Origin of the sequence: Devosia sp. ZB163, assembly GCF_028613635.1 — a bacterium.
Lineage (GTDB): Bacteria > Pseudomonadota > Alphaproteobacteria > Rhizobiales > Devosiaceae > Devosia_A.
Map to the genome: position 1 here is coordinate 157,540 of NZ_JAQRMY010000002.1, position 16,213 is coordinate 173,752.

General features: G+C 66.9%; 16 protein-coding genes. 4 read left to right on the forward strand and 12 right to left on the reverse strand.

The features are described 5' to 3' along the window. Window positions 1-140 precede the first annotated feature (140 nt). From PRN20_RS09000 to PRN20_RS09015, 4 genes are read right to left on the reverse strand one after another with little or no spacing between them, the layout of a single operon-like run. Window positions 141-989, reverse strand: coding sequence for a metal ABC transporter permease (locus tag PRN20_RS09000; protein ID WP_273956969.1), 849 nt, complete (start codon window positions 987-989; stop codon window positions 141-143). Continuing rightward, on the reverse strand, window positions 989-1,846 hold the full coding sequence (locus PRN20_RS09005; RefSeq protein ID WP_273956970.1) for a metal ABC transporter permease: 858 nt from the start codon (window positions 1,844-1,846) through the stop codon (window positions 989-991). The genes PRN20_RS09000 and PRN20_RS09005 overlap by 1 nt, the downstream gene beginning before the upstream one ends. Next, window positions 1,843-2,760 (reverse strand): manganese/iron ABC transporter ATP-binding protein, encoded by a 918-nt coding sequence (locus PRN20_RS09010; protein ID WP_273956971.1) that lies wholly within the window; start codon window positions 2,758-2,760, stop codon window positions 1,843-1,845. Before PRN20_RS09010 ends, PRN20_RS09005 begins: the two co-directional genes overlap by 4 nt. Continuing rightward, window positions 2,757-3,602, reverse strand: a complete 846-nt coding sequence (locus PRN20_RS09015) for a metal ABC transporter substrate-binding protein (RefSeq protein ID WP_273958049.1) — start codon at window positions 3,600-3,602, stop codon at window positions 2,757-2,759. Before PRN20_RS09015 ends, PRN20_RS09010 begins: the two co-directional genes overlap by 4 nt. Before the next feature lie 186 nt (window positions 3,603-3,788). On the opposite strand from PRN20_RS09015, the gene PRN20_RS09020 reads away from it, so the two are divergent. Together PRN20_RS09020 and PRN20_RS09025 are read left to right on the forward strand one after the other, a co-directional pair. Beyond that, the gene (locus tag PRN20_RS09020) at window positions 3,789-5,177 is read left to right on the forward strand and encodes a M24 family metallopeptidase (RefSeq protein ID WP_273956972.1); all 1,389 of its coding nucleotides are present in this window, start codon (window positions 3,789-3,791) and stop codon (window positions 5,175-5,177) included. Between the two features lie 199 nt (window positions 5,178-5,376). Then, a complete protein-coding gene (locus tag PRN20_RS09025; RefSeq protein ID WP_273956973.1) occupies window positions 5,377-5,586 on the forward strand; it encodes a cold-shock protein in 210 nt (69 codons plus the stop codon). Between the two features lie 60 nt (window positions 5,587-5,646). On the opposite strand, the gene PRN20_RS09030 is transcribed toward PRN20_RS09025, so the two are convergent. From PRN20_RS09030 to PRN20_RS09045, 4 genes are all read right to left on the reverse strand, one after another. Continuing rightward, window positions 5,647-6,921, reverse strand: coding sequence for an NAD(P)/FAD-dependent oxidoreductase (locus PRN20_RS09030; protein ID WP_273956974.1), 1,275 nt, complete (start codon window positions 6,919-6,921; stop codon window positions 5,647-5,649). A gap of 178 nt (window positions 6,922-7,099) precedes the next feature. Next, window positions 7,100-8,653, reverse strand: a complete 1,554-nt coding sequence (locus PRN20_RS09035) for a DHA2 family efflux MFS transporter permease subunit (RefSeq protein WP_273956976.1) — start codon at window positions 8,651-8,653, stop codon at window positions 7,100-7,102. Between the two features lies 1 nt (window position 8,654). Beyond that, window positions 8,655-9,803, reverse strand: a complete 1,149-nt coding sequence (locus tag PRN20_RS09040; RefSeq protein ID WP_273956977.1) for an HlyD family secretion protein — start codon at window positions 9,801-9,803, stop codon at window positions 8,655-8,657. 1 nt (window position 9,804) lies between these two features. Further along, window positions 9,805-10,269 (reverse strand): MarR family winged helix-turn-helix transcriptional regulator, encoded by a 465-nt coding sequence (locus PRN20_RS09045; RefSeq protein ID WP_273956978.1) that lies wholly within the window; start codon window positions 10,267-10,269, stop codon window positions 9,805-9,807. A gap of 206 nt (window positions 10,270-10,475) precedes the next feature. Here PRN20_RS09045 and dusA point away from each other — a divergent pair, with 206 nt between their 5' ends. Next, window positions 10,476-11,525, forward strand: coding sequence for a tRNA dihydrouridine(20/20a) synthase DusA (dusA, locus tag PRN20_RS09050; RefSeq protein WP_273956980.1), 1,050 nt, complete (start codon window positions 10,476-10,478; stop codon window positions 11,523-11,525). 221 nt (window positions 11,526-11,746) lie between these two features. Here dusA and PRN20_RS09055 read toward each other — a convergent pair whose 3' ends face one another. From PRN20_RS09055 to PRN20_RS09065, 3 genes are all read right to left on the reverse strand, one after another. Beyond that, a complete protein-coding gene (locus PRN20_RS09055) occupies window positions 11,747-12,238 on the reverse strand; it encodes a nucleoside deaminase (protein WP_273956981.1) in 492 nt (163 codons plus the stop codon). A gap of 36 nt (window positions 12,239-12,274) precedes the next feature. Further along, entirely contained in the window at window positions 12,275-12,961 is a 687-nt protein-coding gene (locus PRN20_RS09060) for a retropepsin-like aspartic protease family protein (protein ID WP_273956982.1), read from the reverse strand. 64 nt (window positions 12,962-13,025) lie between these two features. Continuing rightward, window positions 13,026-13,811, reverse strand: a complete 786-nt coding sequence (locus PRN20_RS09065; protein ID WP_273956983.1) for an adenosylcobinamide-GDP ribazoletransferase — start codon at window positions 13,809-13,811, stop codon at window positions 13,026-13,028. A gap of 125 nt (window positions 13,812-13,936) precedes the next feature. Here PRN20_RS09065 and cobT point away from each other — a divergent pair, with 125 nt between their 5' ends. Further along, a complete protein-coding gene (gene cobT, locus PRN20_RS09070; RefSeq protein WP_273956985.1) occupies window positions 13,937-14,947 on the forward strand; it encodes a nicotinate-nucleotide--dimethylbenzimidazole phosphoribosyltransferase in 1,011 nt (336 codons plus the stop codon). 1 nt (window position 14,948) lies between these two features. Here cobT and PRN20_RS09075 read toward each other — a convergent pair whose 3' ends face one another. Then, window positions 14,949-16,115, reverse strand: coding sequence for a serine hydrolase domain-containing protein (locus tag PRN20_RS09075; protein WP_273956986.1), 1,167 nt, complete (start codon window positions 16,113-16,115; stop codon window positions 14,949-14,951). Window positions 16,116-16,213 lie beyond the last annotated feature (98 nt).

Below are 16,213 nucleotides of genomic sequence, written 5' to 3' on the forward strand. Positions count from 1 at the left end.
ACGACTATGCGTGAGTCAATTGCGAATGCTTCTTAATAGCAGTTAGTCGGAGAGCGATGTCAACTGCATTCCCTTTGAGCCGGGGCAGGGCGTTCGCGGACTCGCGAGGCTCACGACCCCGGAGAGGCCCGCGCGACCCGTCAGGCCTGCGGAACGCGCTTCCGCAGCAGCCCGCCTCCCGGCGCGAACAGCAGCGCGGCGAGGAACACCGCAGCCTGGATCAGCACGATGCAGGGGCCGGTGGCGCCGTTGATGGCGTAGCTGATCAGCGTGCCGAGCACCCCCGAGCCGATCGCGACCGTCGCCGCGATGACGAGCATGGTCTCGAACCGCTTGGCCAGCAGGAACCCGATGGCGCCCGGAGCGATCAGCATGGCGACAACGAGGATGATCCCCACCGCCTTGAGCGACGCGACGATCGTGATCGAGAGCATTGCGAGCAGGCCATAGTGCAGCACCTGCACCGGCAGGCCGATGGCGCGGGCATGTTGCGGATCAAAGGCATAGAGCAGGAAGTCGCGGCGCTTGGTGAGGATGATCGCGAGCGTCACCACGGCGATGACACCGGTTTCGACGAGGTCGCCCCAGGTGACGCCCAGCATGTCGCCGAACAGGATGTGGCTCAGGTGCTGGTCGGTCTCGATGCGCGAGAACAGTACGAGGCCGATGGCGAACATGCCGGTGAAGACGATGCCCATGGCGGTGTCTTCCTTGATCCGGCTGTTGTCCTTGAGGTAGCCCGTGCTGATCGCGGCGAAGAGCCCGGCGACGAACGCGCCGATGGCGATCGGCAGGCCGATGACATAGGCGATCACGATGCCCGGCAGCACCGCGTGCGAGATCGCGTCGCCCATCAGCGACCAGCCCTTGAGCACGAGGAAGCACGACAGCACCGCCGACACGGCGCCGACCAGCACCGCGACCAGCAGCGCGCGCTGCATGAAGTCGTAGCTCAGCGGCTCGAGCAGGAAAGTCTGGATCCAGTCCATCAGCGCACTCCTGCTTCGCTCATTGCGCGCCGCCGCGCCGCAAGCCGCCCATGCTTGGGTGCGAAGAAGAACGCGATGAGGAACAGCAGCGTCTGCAGCGAGACGATGACGCCGCCCGTCGCCCCATCGAGGAAGAAGCTGATATAGGCGCCGACCGAGGCGGTCGCGGCGCCCAGGATGACGGCGAGGATCAGGAGGTTCCGGAACCGGTCGGTGAGGAGATAGGCCGTCGCGCCCGGGGTCACCACCATGGCGATGACGAGGATCGCGCCCACCGTCTGCAGCGCCGCCACGGTGCATGCCGCCAGCAGCGCGAAGAACAGCACCTGCAGCGCGCGCGGATTGAGCCCGACCGTTCGGGCATGGTTCTCGTCGAAGAACACGACCATCAGGTCCTTCCACTTGAGGACTAGGATGGCGAGCGACACCAGCGAGATGATCACCACCTGCACCACGTCGCCATCGGAAATGCCGAGGATGTTGCCCATGACGATCGCCTGCACGTCGACCGCAGTGGGGTTGAGCGAGACGATCAGCAGGCCCAGCGCGAAGAACGAGGTGAAGATGATGCCGATCACCGCGTCCTCCCTCAGCCGTGTGCGCGCCCGCACGATGACCATCGAGGCTGCGGCGAGTCCGCCCGCAACGAAGGCTCCGGCGGAGTAGGGGAGGCCGAGCAGGTACGCGGTGGCGACGCCCGGCACCACGGCGTGCCCGAGCGCATCGCCGATCAGCGACCAGCCCTTGAGCATGAGGTAGGCCGAGAGGAAGGCACACACGGCGCCGACCAGCGCCGACACCCACATGGCCTTGACCATGTAGTCGTAGCTGAAGGGAAGCAGCATCTCCTCGATCATTTCTCGTCCTGCTCCCGGCTCGGCGAGGCCGGCTTGCTGCCGCCATTCTCGCCGTAGAACACCACCGGCCGCTCGTCGTCCGTGAGCACCGTGACCCGGCGCTTGTCGGTATCCTGGTGCAGGTCCTCGCCGGCGAGGTGGAAGTGGCGCAGCACGCCGCCGAAGGCCTTCTCGAGATTGGCCTGCGTGAACACCTCGGCCGTCGGACCGAAGGCCAGCACCGTGCGGTTGACCAGCACCACCTGGTCGCAGAAGTCCGGCACGCTGCCGAGGTTGTGCGTCGAAACCAGCATCAGGTGGCCCTGCGCGCGCAGCTCGCGCATCAGCCCGATGATCGCTGTCTCGGTCTGCACGTCGACCCCGGTGAACGGCTCGTCGAGGAGGATGATCCGGCCCTCCTGCGCCAGCGCCCGGGCGAGGAACACGCGCTTCTTCTGCCCGCCCGAGAGCTCGCCGATCTGGCGCTTGCGATAGTCGCTCATCCCGACCCGCGCGAGCGACTGGTCGACCAGTTCGCGGTCGCGGGCGCTGGGGATGCGGAAAAAGCCCATGTGGCCCTGCCGGCCCATCATCACCACGTCCTCGACGAGGACGGGGAAGTTCCAGTCGACCTCCTCGGCCTGCGGCACATAGGCGACCAGGTTGCGCTTGAGCGCCTCCCGCACCGGCAGTCCGGCGATGCGGACCTCGCCCGCGATCGGCTGGACGAACCCCATGATGGCCTTGAACAGCGTGGATTTGCCGCTGCCGTTGACGCCGACAAGGCCGGCAATGGTGCCGGCCCCCAGCCCGAATGAAGCGTCCCTCAGGGCAACGTTGCCATTGGGGTAGGCGACCGTGACGCCCTCCACCTCGAGGCTGGGTTGCGGCGTCGGGTTCCACGCTTCATGCGGGACGTTGGCAGTGAGGGTCACTTTCCGAACCCCTTCGCGATCGTGTCGACGGTGACTTCGAGCAGCTTGAGGAAGGTCGGCACCGGGCCATCCGCCTCGCTGAGCGAGTCGACATATAGAACGCCGCCATAGGCCGCTCCGGTTTCCTTGGCGACCTGCTTGGCCGGCTTGTCGGAGATGGTGCTCTCCGAGAAGACGACCGGGATCTTGTTGGCGCGAACCGCGTCGATCACCTTTCGGACCTGCTGGGGCGTGCCCTGCTGGTCGGCATTGATCGGCCACAGGTACAGCTCCTTCATCCCGTAATCGCGGGTGAGGTAGCTGAACGCGCCTTCGCTGGAGACCAGCCAGCGCTCCTCGGCCGGAATCTGCTCGAGCCGGGCGCGAAGCGGGGCGTCGAGCGCCTTGATCTGTTCCGAATAGGCGGCCGCGTTGGCGTCGTAGGTCGCGGCGTTGGCGGGGTCATGCTCCACCAGCGCCTTGCGGATGTTCTCGACATAGACCAGCGCGTTGCTCGGCGACATCCAGGCATGCGGGTTGGGCCTGCCGGAGTAGGGGCCCTCGGCGATGCCCATCGGCTCGATGCCGTCCGTCAGCACGACCTGCGGCACATCCTTCACGTTCTGGAAGAACTTCTCGAACCACTGCTCGAGGTTGAGCCCGTTCCACAGCACGAGGTCGGCATCCTGCGCCTTCACGATGTCGCGCGGCCCGGGCTGGTAGTTGTGGATCTCGGCGCCGGGCTTTGTGATGGATTCCACCACTGCCGCGTCACCGGCGACGTTGCGCGCGATGTCGGCGATGATGGTGAAGGTCGTGACGACCTTGAACTTTTCCTGGGCAAAAGCGCTCACAGGGCTCATCCCGGCGAAGAGAGCGAGCGCCAGGACTGCGAAGTGACGACGGGAAAGCATCGATCAGGCAATTCCTTGTTGCGAATGGTTCTTATTTGCGGGTGCAAGTGTGCTGTTGTCAACTCCCTTGCCTGACTTGCTTTCACTCCCGGATTCCGGGAGCATTGCGCCAAAAGCCCAACACGACAGAGAACAATGCCTGCGTTTCGCATGATCGACGCCAAGCTGCCGGACTTCGGCATTCCCGAAACTCGGCCGGAGCTGGATCGCTCCATCTACACCGAGCGATACTCGGCGCTGAACCGCGCCCGGCGGAACGCCGGACTCGATGCCCTGATCGTCTATGCGGACCGGGAGCACACGGCGAACCTCACCTACCTCACCGGCTTCGATCCCCGCTTCGAGGAGGCACTCCTCATCATCGTTCCCGACGCGACGCCGACCCTCCTCGCCGGGCCCGAGAACCTCGGGCGCGCCGCTGCCTCGGCCATCGAGGTCGAGGCGCGCCTCTACCCGCCCTTCGGCCTCTTGGGGCAGGACCGCACCAAGACGCCCGACCTGGCCGAAGTGCTGCGCAACGCCGGTATCGCGAAGAACCAGCGCGTCGGCGTGCTGGGCTGGAAGTACTTCGGCGCCCATGAAGCGGCCAAGCCCGAGTCGTGGCTGGAGGCGCCGTCCTACATCGTCGACACGCTCCGCCAGGTCGTCGGGGCCGATGGCCGCGTGGTCAACGCCAACGCGCTGCTGATGCACCCGGTTACGGGGCTGCGGGCCGTCAACGAGATCGTCCAGATCGCCCAGTTCGAGTTCGGCGCCGGGGCCTGCTCCGAGGCGGTCAAGGCGCTGATCCGCAACGTGCGGCCGGGCATGAGCGAGTTCGAGGCCGTCCAGCACATGCGCCTCGGCGTGCTCCCCCACTCCTGTCACACCATGCTCTCGTCCGGCGACCGGCTGGTCGGGCTGAACAGCCCGTCGGGCCGCAAGCTCGGTCGCGGCGATCCGATGACCACGGCCGTGGGTTATTGGGGAGGTCTGTCGAGCCGCATGGGCTGGCTCGTCGAGGACGCGTCCGAGCTTTCCGAGGGCGTCCGCGACTATGTCGAGAAGCTGGCCGGCCCGTATTTCGCCTGCGCTGCCGAATGGTACGAAACCATCGGCATCGGCGTCACCGGCGGCGAGCTCGACGCGCTGGCGCGGCGGCACCTCGACAATCCGTTCTTCAAGCTGGTGCTCAATCCCGGTCACCTGATCCACATCGACGAGTGGATGAACACGCAGGTCTATCCGGGTTCGACCGAACCCTTCCTGTCGGGCCAGTGCGTGCAGGTCGACATCATTCCCGCCGCCGGAGCGCCCTACTATGGCGCCAATATCGAGGACGGCATCGCCCTGCTCGATGCGCAGGGCAGGGATGAACTGAAGTCATCTTTCCCCGATGTCTGGAATCGTACCGAGGCGCGGCGGGCCTTCATGGCCGATGTGCTCGGCATCAGGCTGAAGCCCGAGGTTCTGCCGCTTTCCAACCTCGCGGGGGCCATGCCGCCCTACTGGCTGGCGCCCGACCGCATCGTTAGCAAGGCGTGATGTGGCAATAGGGTGGCGCTTGCCAATTGGCACGGCGCAATCTATCCGTTCTGGAATCGACATTTGGCTTATTTCCGGCCGTATGCCGCCGTTTTCGGTCAGGCGCACGATTGGTCTTCCAAAAATCGACTGACCGGACAGGGGGATCTTCGCTGGTCGCGTTCTGTCCACCACCTAACTGCGCATGAGGGACTACCCTATGGAAAAGGGCACCGTCAAATTCTTCAACGAACAAAAGGGCTACGGTTTCATCCAGCCCGATAACGGCAGCAAGGACGTGTTCGTGCATGTCACCGCGCTGCAGCGTGCCGGCCTCACGGCTCTCGCCGAAGGCCAGAAGGTCTCCTTCGAAACCGGAGAAGACCGTCGCACGGGCAAGGTCGCCGTGACCGAGATCTCGGCCGACTGATCGGCCCACAAATCTGAGTCGAAGTGCCGGGTGCCGGAAGGTGCCCGGCTCTTCTTTGGCCTACTTCTTCCCGCTCCCGGCCTCGCCCCAGGTGATCAGCCGCGCACTGCGATGGCCGGTGAGGTAGATCCACAGCCAGCTCATCGCCACCGAAATCCGGTTCTTGAGCCCGATCAGGAAGTAGATGTGGGCAAGGCCCCAGGCCCACCAGCCCACCCAGCCGGTGAGCTGCAGCCAGCCGAAATCGATCACCGCCGCGCTGCGCCCGATCGTGGCGATGTCGCCTGCATGGCGGTACCGGAAGGGCTCGGTCGTCTCCCCCTTGAGCCGAGCCCGGATAACGCCGGCCGCATGCTTGCCGCCCTGCTTGGCCGCATCGCCTACGCCCGGCACCGGCTTGCCATCGGGCGCCGCCACCGTGACCGTGTCGCCCACCGCGAAGATCTCGGGATGCCCGGGCACCGTGAGATCGGGCTCGACCTTGATGCGGCCCGCCCGGTCGGCCTCGACACCAAGCCACTTCGCGGCCGGCGAGGCGAGCACCCCCGCCGCCCAGATGATCGTCTCCGCGCGCAGCGTGTGGCCGTCGAACCTGACGGTATCGCGGGTCACATCGGTGACCGGATGGTTGAGCAGCACTTCGACGCCGAGCTTTTCCAGTGCCGACTTCGCATAGTCCGACAGGTCCGGGCGGAAATTGGCGAGCACCCGCGGCCCGGCCTCGATCAGGACGACACGCGCCTCCTCGGGCCGGATGGTCCGGAACTCGTCCTTGAGCGTGATCCGCGCCAGCTCGATCACCGCACCGGCGAGCTCCACCCCGGTAGGACCCGCCCCGATGATCGCGAAGGTCAGCAGCGCCTTGCGCCGCTCGGGGTCGGTCTCGCGCTCGGCCTCTTCGAAGGCGAGCAACAGGCGGCGGCGCATTGCCGTCGCGTCCTCGAGCGTCTTGAGGCCGGGCGCGAAGGGCTCCCACGCGTCATGGCCGAAATAGGCATGCCGCGCACCCGTGGCGATGATCAGCGAGTCGTAGGGCACGCGATCGCCATCCTCGAGCTCGACCACCCGGTCCTCGGTGTCGATGCCGGTGACGTTGGCAAGCAACGTCGTCACCTCCGGCCGGTTCTTCAGCAGCAGCCGGATCGGCCAGGCGATCTCGGACGGGCTGAGCGAGGTGGTCGCCACCTGGTAGAGCAGGGGCTGGAAGAGGTGATGGTTGCGCCGGTCGATGATGGTGATGTCGAAATCGGCGCCCTTCAGCTTCTCGACAGCCGCGAGACCGCCGAAACCGCCGCCGATGATGACGACACGATGCCTGTGAGCCGAACTGGTCATTGTGAACCCTGCGTCTCTTGCACACCCCGCATGTAAGTCTTTGAGCGGGCTGCAACAACGCCGGGCACCGGCCCACAGGTCAGCCATGCGCCGGGTGCGAGGCTGGAGGGTGCGGCAAACCCTGGCTCCGCGCGGCCCGCCGCCCCCTGGGGGCGACGGCGATCGGTGGTGATCGGGCTTACTCGCCCATCGCGTGGGCGCGTTCCTCGGCCGTCATCGGCTTAGCCGCCTTGGGACGGCGCAGCAGGAAGACGATCGGCAGCGACACGAAGGTCAGGATCATCATCAGGTGGAAGTCATCGAGGAAGGCGAGCATCGCCGCCTGCTGGGTGATCATCCCGTGGATGCTGCCGACGACGTTGCCGAACCCGCCATGGGCCGCCGCGAAGTCGCGCAACGGACCCGAGTCGAGGGTGATCCGCTCGGCCAGCTCGCCGTAGTTCACCACCTGCATCTGCGCGAGGATCGTCGTCACCACCGAGATGCCGACGCCCTGGCCGACATTGCGGATGAGGCTGAACATCGCCGTCGCATCGACCCGGTACTTCGCGTTGATGGTGGCAAAGGCCAGCGAGTTGAGCGGCACGAACACGAACCCCATGCCGATGCCCTGGAGGAACCCCGAGAGGAGGATCGGGCCCGAGCCCATGACGATGTCGAACTCGGTCATCATGTAGAGCGAGTAGCCCATCAGCAGCGTGCCGCCGACGACCAGGATGCGCGGATCGTACTTCGAGACCAGCCGGCCGACGACGATCATCGATACCATCGTGCCGATACCGCGAGGTCCCATCAGCAGGCCCGTCTCGATGACCGGAAAGCCCATCAGGTTCTGCAGCATCGGCGGCAGCAGCGCGAGGCCCGAGAACAGCGTGATGCCGGTGATGAAGATCAGCACCAGCCCGGTGACGAGGTTCCTGTCCCTGAACATCCCCATGTCCATGAACGGGTTCTCGGCCGTGAGGCAGTGGACGGCGAACACCCACAGGCCCGAGATCGCGAGCAGCAGGTAGAGCCAGATCTCCGTCGAGTCGAACCAGCCGACGCTCTGGCCGCGGTCGAGCAGCATCTGCAGCGATGCCACCGCCAGCGCCAGCATGCCGAAGCCGAAGAAGTCGAACTTGCGGATCTTGATCACCGTGTTCGGCATCAGCGCCGCCAGCATGAAGAAGGCGACGATACCGACCGGCAGGTTGACGAGGAACACCGCGCGCCAGTTGAACGTCTCGGTCAGCCAGCCGCCCAGCGTCGGCCCGATGATCGGCCCGAACATGATGCCGGCGCCGAAGATCGCCATCGCCTGCCCGAGCTGCTCGCGCGGGTTGATGTCCATCATCGTCGCCTGCGCCAGCGGCACCAGCATGGCGCCGCAGATGCCCTGGGCGACGCGGAACACCACCATCTGCGCGAGGTTGGTCGCGACACCGCAGAGGAGCGACGCGGCCGTGAAGCCGACCACCGCGAACAGCAGCAGGTTGCGCCGGCCGAAGCGGTCGGAGAACCAGCCGGTCAGCGGCGTCGCGATGGCCGCGGCGACGATGTAGGAGGTCAGCACCCAGTTGATCTCGTCCTGCGACGCGCCCAGGCTGGCGCGCATATGGGGCAGGGCGACGTTGGCGATCGTGGTGTCGAGGACCTGCATGATCACGGCCACCATGATGGCGGCAGTCAGCATGCCCTTGTTCTTCACGACGACCGTGGGGGCCGAGACGGTGGCAGCGGCGGCGGCCATGCTAGAGCGCCTTCTGGCCTTCGGCAGCCTGGGCCCCTTCGGGCTTGGTGTCGACGTTGACGGTGGCGCTCATGCCGGCGCGGAACAGGTCCGTTCCGGTGTCGCACGCGATGTTGACCGGCACGCGCTGCGTCACCTTCACCCAGTTGCCGGTCGCGTTCTGCGCCGGGATCAGCGCGAACTCCGCACCGGTCGCCGCGCCGATCGAGGCGACGTGGCATTCGATCGCCACCCCCGGATAGGCGTCGACCTTCACCTCGGCCGGCATGCCGACGGCGAGCGTGGTCAGCTGCGTTTCCTTGAAGTTGGCCTCGACCCACGTGTCGCCGGTTTCCACCAGCGTCGCGATGGTCGAGCCGGTGTTCACGAACTGGCCGACATTGAGGCTGCCGACCTGCGCGACGATGCCGTCGGCCGGGGCGACGACATTGGTCTTGTCGAGGCTGCGCTGCGCATTGTCGCGCGCGGCCATGGCGGCGCGCACGGCGGGATGCTCGTCGGTCGCGATGTCCGGATTGCCCCCCAGCGCGGCGATGGAATTGGCGACGTCCTGCTCCTCGAGTGCGACGTTCGACTGGGCCTGCTGCAGCGCCAGCCGCGAGTCATCGAGGCTGGATTCGGCAGTGATGCCCTGCTCGCGCAGGTTGGACGTGCGGTCCCATTCCTTCTGCCGGATCTCGAGCGCATCCTTGGCCGCCTGGAGCTTGGCTTGGGCGATGCTGTGCGCGACGCGCAACTGCTCGACATTGACCCGCGCCGAGGCGAGCGCCGCGTCGGCCTGCGCCAGCGCGATGCTGTAGGGCTCGGGGTCGATGGTGAAGAGCGGCTCGCCCGCCGTGACCGGCTGGTTGTCCTTGACCGCCACCGAGACGATGCGGCCCGCGACATCCGGGGAGATCGAGACCTTGTTCTGCTGCACATAGGCGTTGTCGGTTTCGACATAGCGCCCGCCGGTCAGCCAGAAATAGCCGCCACCCGCGGCGAGAACCACCGGCACGGCAAGCATGATGGCGAGACTTTTGCCCGAGCGCTTCTTCTTGGCTGGCGCTACCGGTGCGGCGGGAGCAGCCGCAGCCGGAGCGCTCTCGGCAACCGGAGTTTCGACCGGCTTGGCTTCGCCGGGGGCAGGGGGTGTGACGCGGGCGTTCATTTCAGACTTCCTCGAGTTCGGCCGCCTGGCCGAGTAGGTTGCCGCGCATCTTGCCGAGCACGGCGATAACTGTGTTCCGATCGTCCTCGGAGACGCCCTCCAGCGCCGCCTCGTACATGGCGAGCCCGACCTTGCGGGCCGTCACGAAAATCTCCTCGCCCTCCGGCGTCAGGCGGGCGAGCTTGGCCCGGCTGTCGGTGGGGTCGGCGTAGCGATCGATGAGCCCGCGCTTTTCCAGCCGGTCCAGCACGCCCGACATCGTCATCGGGTCGGTATCGGACGCTGCGGCCAGCTGGACCTGCGTGATGCGCTCGTTGATCGCGATCTGCGCCAGGGCGCGCCACTGCGGCAGGGTGATGCCGTGCGACTTGGCCTCTTCCTCGAAGCGCCGCTTCATCAGCCGCGCCACTTCGTGGATCAGGTAGCCGAGCGGCGCCTGGTGCTTGTAGCTCTCTTTCGATTTCATAAGTGCACATATAATAAGTGCACATATATGGTCAATCGGCGGAACTGTTAGAAACCTAACTAAATCTGCGGACCAGCCATGCGCGCGGTGCGGGGGGATTCAGCCTGTCGGCGCGCGCGGGTAGACAAGCCCGCCATCTTTCGTCAGAACGGCCAAAAGGGCGCGCCGCCCATTGCCGCGCCGCAAGTTCGTCCTAAGTAGCTCGCATGCACACCGACACGCCCCCGGCGCTCGACATCGCAGCTTCCGCACCGCCCGCCGCCGACCGGGTCGCCGTCGCACGCCGGTTCTCCGTCGCGCCCATGATGGACTGGACCGATCGTCATTGCCGCCACCTCCATCGGCTGCTGACCCGGCACGCGCTGCTTTTCACCGAGATGGTGACGAGCGCGGCCATCGTGCATGGGCCGCGCGAGCGGCTGCTCGGCTTCAGTCCGGTGGAGCAGCCCGTCGCCGTGCAGCTCGGCGGCTCCGATCCGCGCGAGCTGGCCGAGGCGACCCGCATCGCGACCGAGTTCGGCTATGCCGAGATCAACCTCAATGTCGGCTGCCCGTCCGATCGCGTGCAGTCCGGCCGCTTCGGCGCCTGCCTGATGGCCGAGCCCGAGCTCGTCGCCGAGTGCGTCCGTGCCATGCGGGACGCAACGGATGTGCCCGTGACGGTCAAGTGCCGCATCGGCATCGACGACCAGGACATCGAGGAAAGCCTCGACCGCTTCGCCGACACCATGGTCGGCGCCGGCGTCGACGCGCTCTATGTCCACGCCCGCAAGGCCTGGCTGAAAGGCCTCAGCCCCAAGGAAAACCGCGAGATTCCGCCGCTCGACTACCCCCGCGTCTACCGGCTGGCCCAGCGCCTCGCGCCGCTGCCGGTGATGATCAACGGCGGTATCAAGACCATCGGTGAGGCCGAGCACCACATGGCGCACATGTCGGGCGTGATGCTGGGCCGCACGGCCTATCACGAGCCCATGGTGCTGAGCCTCGTCGATTCCCGCTTCTTCGGCGATGAGCAGAAGCCCCTCGAACTGCGCGAGATCATGCTGGCGATGGCCGAGTACGCCGAGCGCGAACTCGGCAAGGGCGCGCGTCTCAACAACATCACCCGCCACATGCTCGGGCTCGCCAACGCCCGCGCCGGCGCCCGCACCTTCCGCCAGATCCTCAGCGTCGACGCCGCCAAACGCGGCGCCGGCCCCGACGTCATCCTGCGCGCCTTCGCAGCGCTGGAACCGGAGCTGGCGCTGGCGGTCTGATTGCGACTGTCGCCGTGTGGCGCCCCCTCATCCGTCTCGGCCTGCGGCCGATCCACCTTCTCCCACAAGGGGAGAAGGTACCCGACCGAGAGCCCTCGGCCCCATCGCCTTCTCCCCCTTGGGAGAAGGTGCCCGACTGAGCGCCCTCGGCCCCATCGCCTTCTCCCCTTGTGGGAGAAGGTGCCCGAAGGGCGGATGAGGGGTCGGGGAGCCACGATGCCTCAACCCTTCTCCCCCCAGAAATCCGCCTGCAACTGCGCCGCCTCGTCCGCCAGCAGCGGCCCCACCACCTCAGTCGGCCGCTGGCCCGCCTCGAACACCACATGGCAGGGCAGATCCAGCGTCGGGTTCTCCTCATGCGCACCGGTTTGCGCCTTCAGGTCCCTCTCGCTTTGCCCGAACACCACCCGGCCGATACCGGCCCAGTAAATCGCACCCGAGCACATCGCGCACGGCTCGGCCGAGGTGTAGAGCGTGCACCCCTGCAACTCCTCGAGGCTCAGGTTCCTTGCCGCCCACGAGGCGAGCAGCCGCTCGGCATGCGCGGTGCGGTCGCCGCCCTCCGAACTGTAGCCGTTGCCCTGTTCGCGCAGCACCTTGCCGTTCCGGTCGGCGAGCAGTGCGCCGAACGGATGGTCGCCACCCTCGCGCGAGCGCTTCGCGACGGCAAACGATTGGCGCAGCAGGGATTCGTCATTGGGGCGTTGCGGCATGCGGGTCTCCGGGTTCGCCCCCGAGACTAAGCTGCCTCAGTCGACCAGTTCCAGCGAATTGCCGCTCACCGCATAGCGGCTCAGCGTGCCGAGAAAGCTCATGCCGAGGAGGCTCGTTTCCAGCGCATCGCGCTCGGCGACGAACGCCCGCACATTGTTCCGCACGATCCCACCCACCTCGACCCGGTCGAGCGTGACGGTAGCGGCGCGGCCGGTGCCATTGGCAGTCGAGACCGGAACGCTGTAGTCGAGCGCATCGGTGGCAAGCCCGATCCGCTCGGCGTCCGACTGGCTCAGCACCACGGCGCTCGCGCCCGTATCGAAAATCGTGCGGATGTCCGAACCGTTGATGGCGGCGTTGATCATGAAGTGCCCGTCACGGCCGCCCCGGAACGTGGCCGTGCCGCGTTCGCGATCGACCGTCGCCACGCCCGGCACCAGCTCGCCGAAGACGCGCGAGGCAACGAGCGTCAGGTCCTCGCGATAGGTGTAGCCCACGAGCGCCACGCCGAAGATACCGGCCCACAGGACGAGGTTGCCGATGAGCTCGGAGAAGCGGTGGCGCCGCGCGAAGAGCCCGCCCGCGATGACGATCAGGATCGCCACCAGCGGAATCAGCTGCCCCATCTGGTCCTGCGTCAGCCCCACGAGCGTCCCTGCATCGGCGCTGACGAGCAGCGCCAGACCGATGGCGATCAGGATGGCAAAGCCGATGAAGAGCATGAACTTCCTTTCGCGCGCCCCAGGTCACGATAATGGGGATGTGCGCTACGAGTTCAAGCTCCTCTCACGCAAAGATCAGCAGCACGGCGAGGACGGCGACCTCGATGAGCGCGCCGAGCGCCCCGATCAGGTCCCCGGTCTGCCCGCCGATCAGCCGCCGGCAGGTCCAGACCCAGGCCGAAGCGACGCCAACCGCGGCAGCGAAGGCGAGGATCACCGCAACGAGGCTGGTGAACGGTGCCGCGAGGATCAGCGTCACCAGCGCCGCAAACGCGAGGCCGATGAAAAAGCTGCGCCGCGACACCCTGCCGGCCGACGCCGAGGCGCCGCCCTCGCGCGCGTTCGGCAGCTCGACGCTCAGCCATAGCGAGCCCGAGCGGCCGAGCACGGTAGCCGCCAGCCAGATGCCGGCGGCAGCCAGCGGGTTGTAGGCCGCCACCGCGCCGATGGCGGTGATGCGCAGCAGCAGGTAGAGCCCGAGCGCCGACACCCCATAGGTGCCGTGCCGGCTGTCCTTCATGATCTCGAGCCGCCGCTCGACCGTCTGCCCGCCATAGAGCCCGTCCGCCGCATCGGCGAGGGCGTCGTCGGCCATCGCGCCGGTGGCAACGATCATCGCGGCGACGCCGAGCGCGGCGGCGAAATAGCTGGGGATCGTCGCCCAGGCGCACAGCATCATCAGCAGCGACGGCCCGAAGCCGATGACGATGCTTGTGAAGGGCAGGACGACGGCGATGCGGTCGAGGTCGGGCTTGACGAACGGACGGTCGCCGGTGGGCAGGCGCGAGAAGAAGCGCAGCGCCATCACCAGGTCGTCGCCGAAATTCCGCTCGGGCGGCGGCTCAGTCACCGGCGCCGCCATGCGCGGTCCGTTGTCCTGACGTGGGCGAGTACCATCCTCGTTCAATTGCAAATGCCCGTCGCATGGTCCAGAAGCGTGCCTCCTTACCACTGCCCAGCCGGAGTCGTCACCCGATGGCCTCGCCCTTCGCCGATATCATCGATCTGCTGCATGTGACGCCCGACGGGGATGAGCGGGCCGTCGCCGCCATCCGCGAGCGCGACAAGCAGCTCACCAAGCCCCCGGGCGCGCTCGGCCAGCTCGAGTCGCTGGTCGAGTTCCTCGGGCGCTGGCAGGGCAAGTCTGCCCCGACGCTCGACAACCCGATGGTTGCGATCTTTGCCGGCAACCACGGCGTCACCGACCAGGGCGTCTCGGCCTTTCCGCGTGAAGTAACGGCCCAGATGGTCGCCAACTTCACCGCCGGCGGCGCCGCCATCAGCCAGATCTGCCAGCTCCATGAGCTGAACCTGCGCGTCTTCGAACTCGCCCTCGAACTGCCGACCGGCGACATCACCCGCACCGTCGCCATGGACGATCGCATGTGCGCGGCGACCATCGCCTACGGCATGGAAGCAATCGCAGGTAAGCCCGACCTGCTCGCCATCGGCGAGATGGGCATCGGCAACACCACCGTCGCCGCCGCGATCTTCAACGCCCTCTATGGCGGCAACGGCGCCGACTGGGTCGGCCGCGGCACCGGCGTCGACGATGCCGGCCTCAAGCGCAAGGCCGACGCGGTGGATCGCGCCGTTGCCCTCCATGTCGATCCGCTCACCGATCCGCTGTCGATCCTCGCCCGCCTCGGCGGCCGCGAGATCGCTGCCATGCTCGGCGCCATCATCGCCGCGCGCCAGCAGAAGGTCCCCGTCATCGTCGATGGCTACGTCGCGACTGCGGCGGCGGCCATCGCCCATGCCGTCAACCCGGCCTCGATCGACCACTGCATCTTCGGCCACGTCTCGGCCGAGCACGCCCACGGCCGCGCCCTCGAGGCCATGGGCAAGCGCCCGCTGCTCGATCTGGGGATGCGGCTGGGGGAGGGGAGCGGGGCCGCCCTCGCCGCGGTGCTGGTTAAGACCGCACTTCACCTGCACAAGAACATGGCAACCTTCGCCACAGCCGGCGTAACCGACAAGGGCTGAGCTACTTCGCCTGTTGCTCGTAGAGCGTTTCGACCGCCTCGTTGAGCGCTGCGTCGGCATCCTTGCCCGGCAGGTTCGTCACGGCCGCGATCGTGACTCCGGTCTCGGTGTCGACGAGGATCTTGGCGAGGTTCATGCTGTTGGACCCGTTGTGGGTCAGCACGGGGTGCCCGGTCCAGTCGTAGTTCACCACGCCCCAGCCGAAGGCATACTCGCCCTGGCCCGGCGTGCCCGGCGGCGGGTCGGGCAGCGGCGGCGTCGTCACGCGCGGCTTGAGGATTTCGGCCAGCGTCTCGGGCTTGACGATGGTGGGCGACTTGCCGCCGGTGGCGTTCCAGTCACCCCATTTTGCGAAGTCGAGCACCGACATGTGCGCGTCGCCGGCCGGCGCGACGACTGGCGGTACTCCGGCTGCCACGCCCCAGGGTATGGCCGTGAGCGAGCCGTCGTCATTGATGCGGGTCCCGACGGCTGCGTCGTAGAGCCCGTCGGTGGCCGGCGCCCCGAGCCCTGCCGATTTCAGCCCCAGCGGCTCGAAGATCCGCTCGTGGATCAGCTGTTCCCACGGCTTGCCGGCAGCCTTCTCGATCATCGCCCCCGCGATCAGGTAGCCGAAGTTCGCATACTGGAACGGCGACCCCTCCGGCACCTTGGGCTCGAGGCCCTTCATCGTCTCGATCGCCTTGAGGCGCAGTGCTGCGGCAGTGTCCTGGAACGCGTCGGCGTTGAAGTAGATCTTGATCATCTCGTCGGTATCGGACGGGATGCCGCTCGAATGCGAAAGCAGCTGCTCGAGCGTGACGGCCGCGAGTTTCGGGTTCATGTCCTTGATCTCGTCGCCGAGCACCTCGCCGATCGTGCTGTCCCACTTCAGTTTGCCCTCATCCACCAGCGTACCCGCGATGACCGCAGTCATCGCCTTGGTATCGGAGCCGATATGGAAACGGTCTTCGACCGTGACCGGGATGTCCATGTCGAGAACACGAGTGCCCGCGGCGCCGGACGCGAGGATCTCGCCGTCCTTCATCATCGCCACGGAGATGCCTGGCAGCTGGTACTTGGCGCGAATGCCCTCGAGCACGCCGGATACGTCGTCTGCGGCCAGGGCCGGCAGGCAACTCGCGAGCACGACAAGGGATGCGCCGGCCAGTCGGTACAATGCGGTCACTTGAAGTCTCCTCGTCCACAAGGGAATTCAGACGCGCAAGCCCCGCATAAGCTTGACCGGCCCCCACCTTACGGAGGTGAAAGCCGGTCACATGCCTT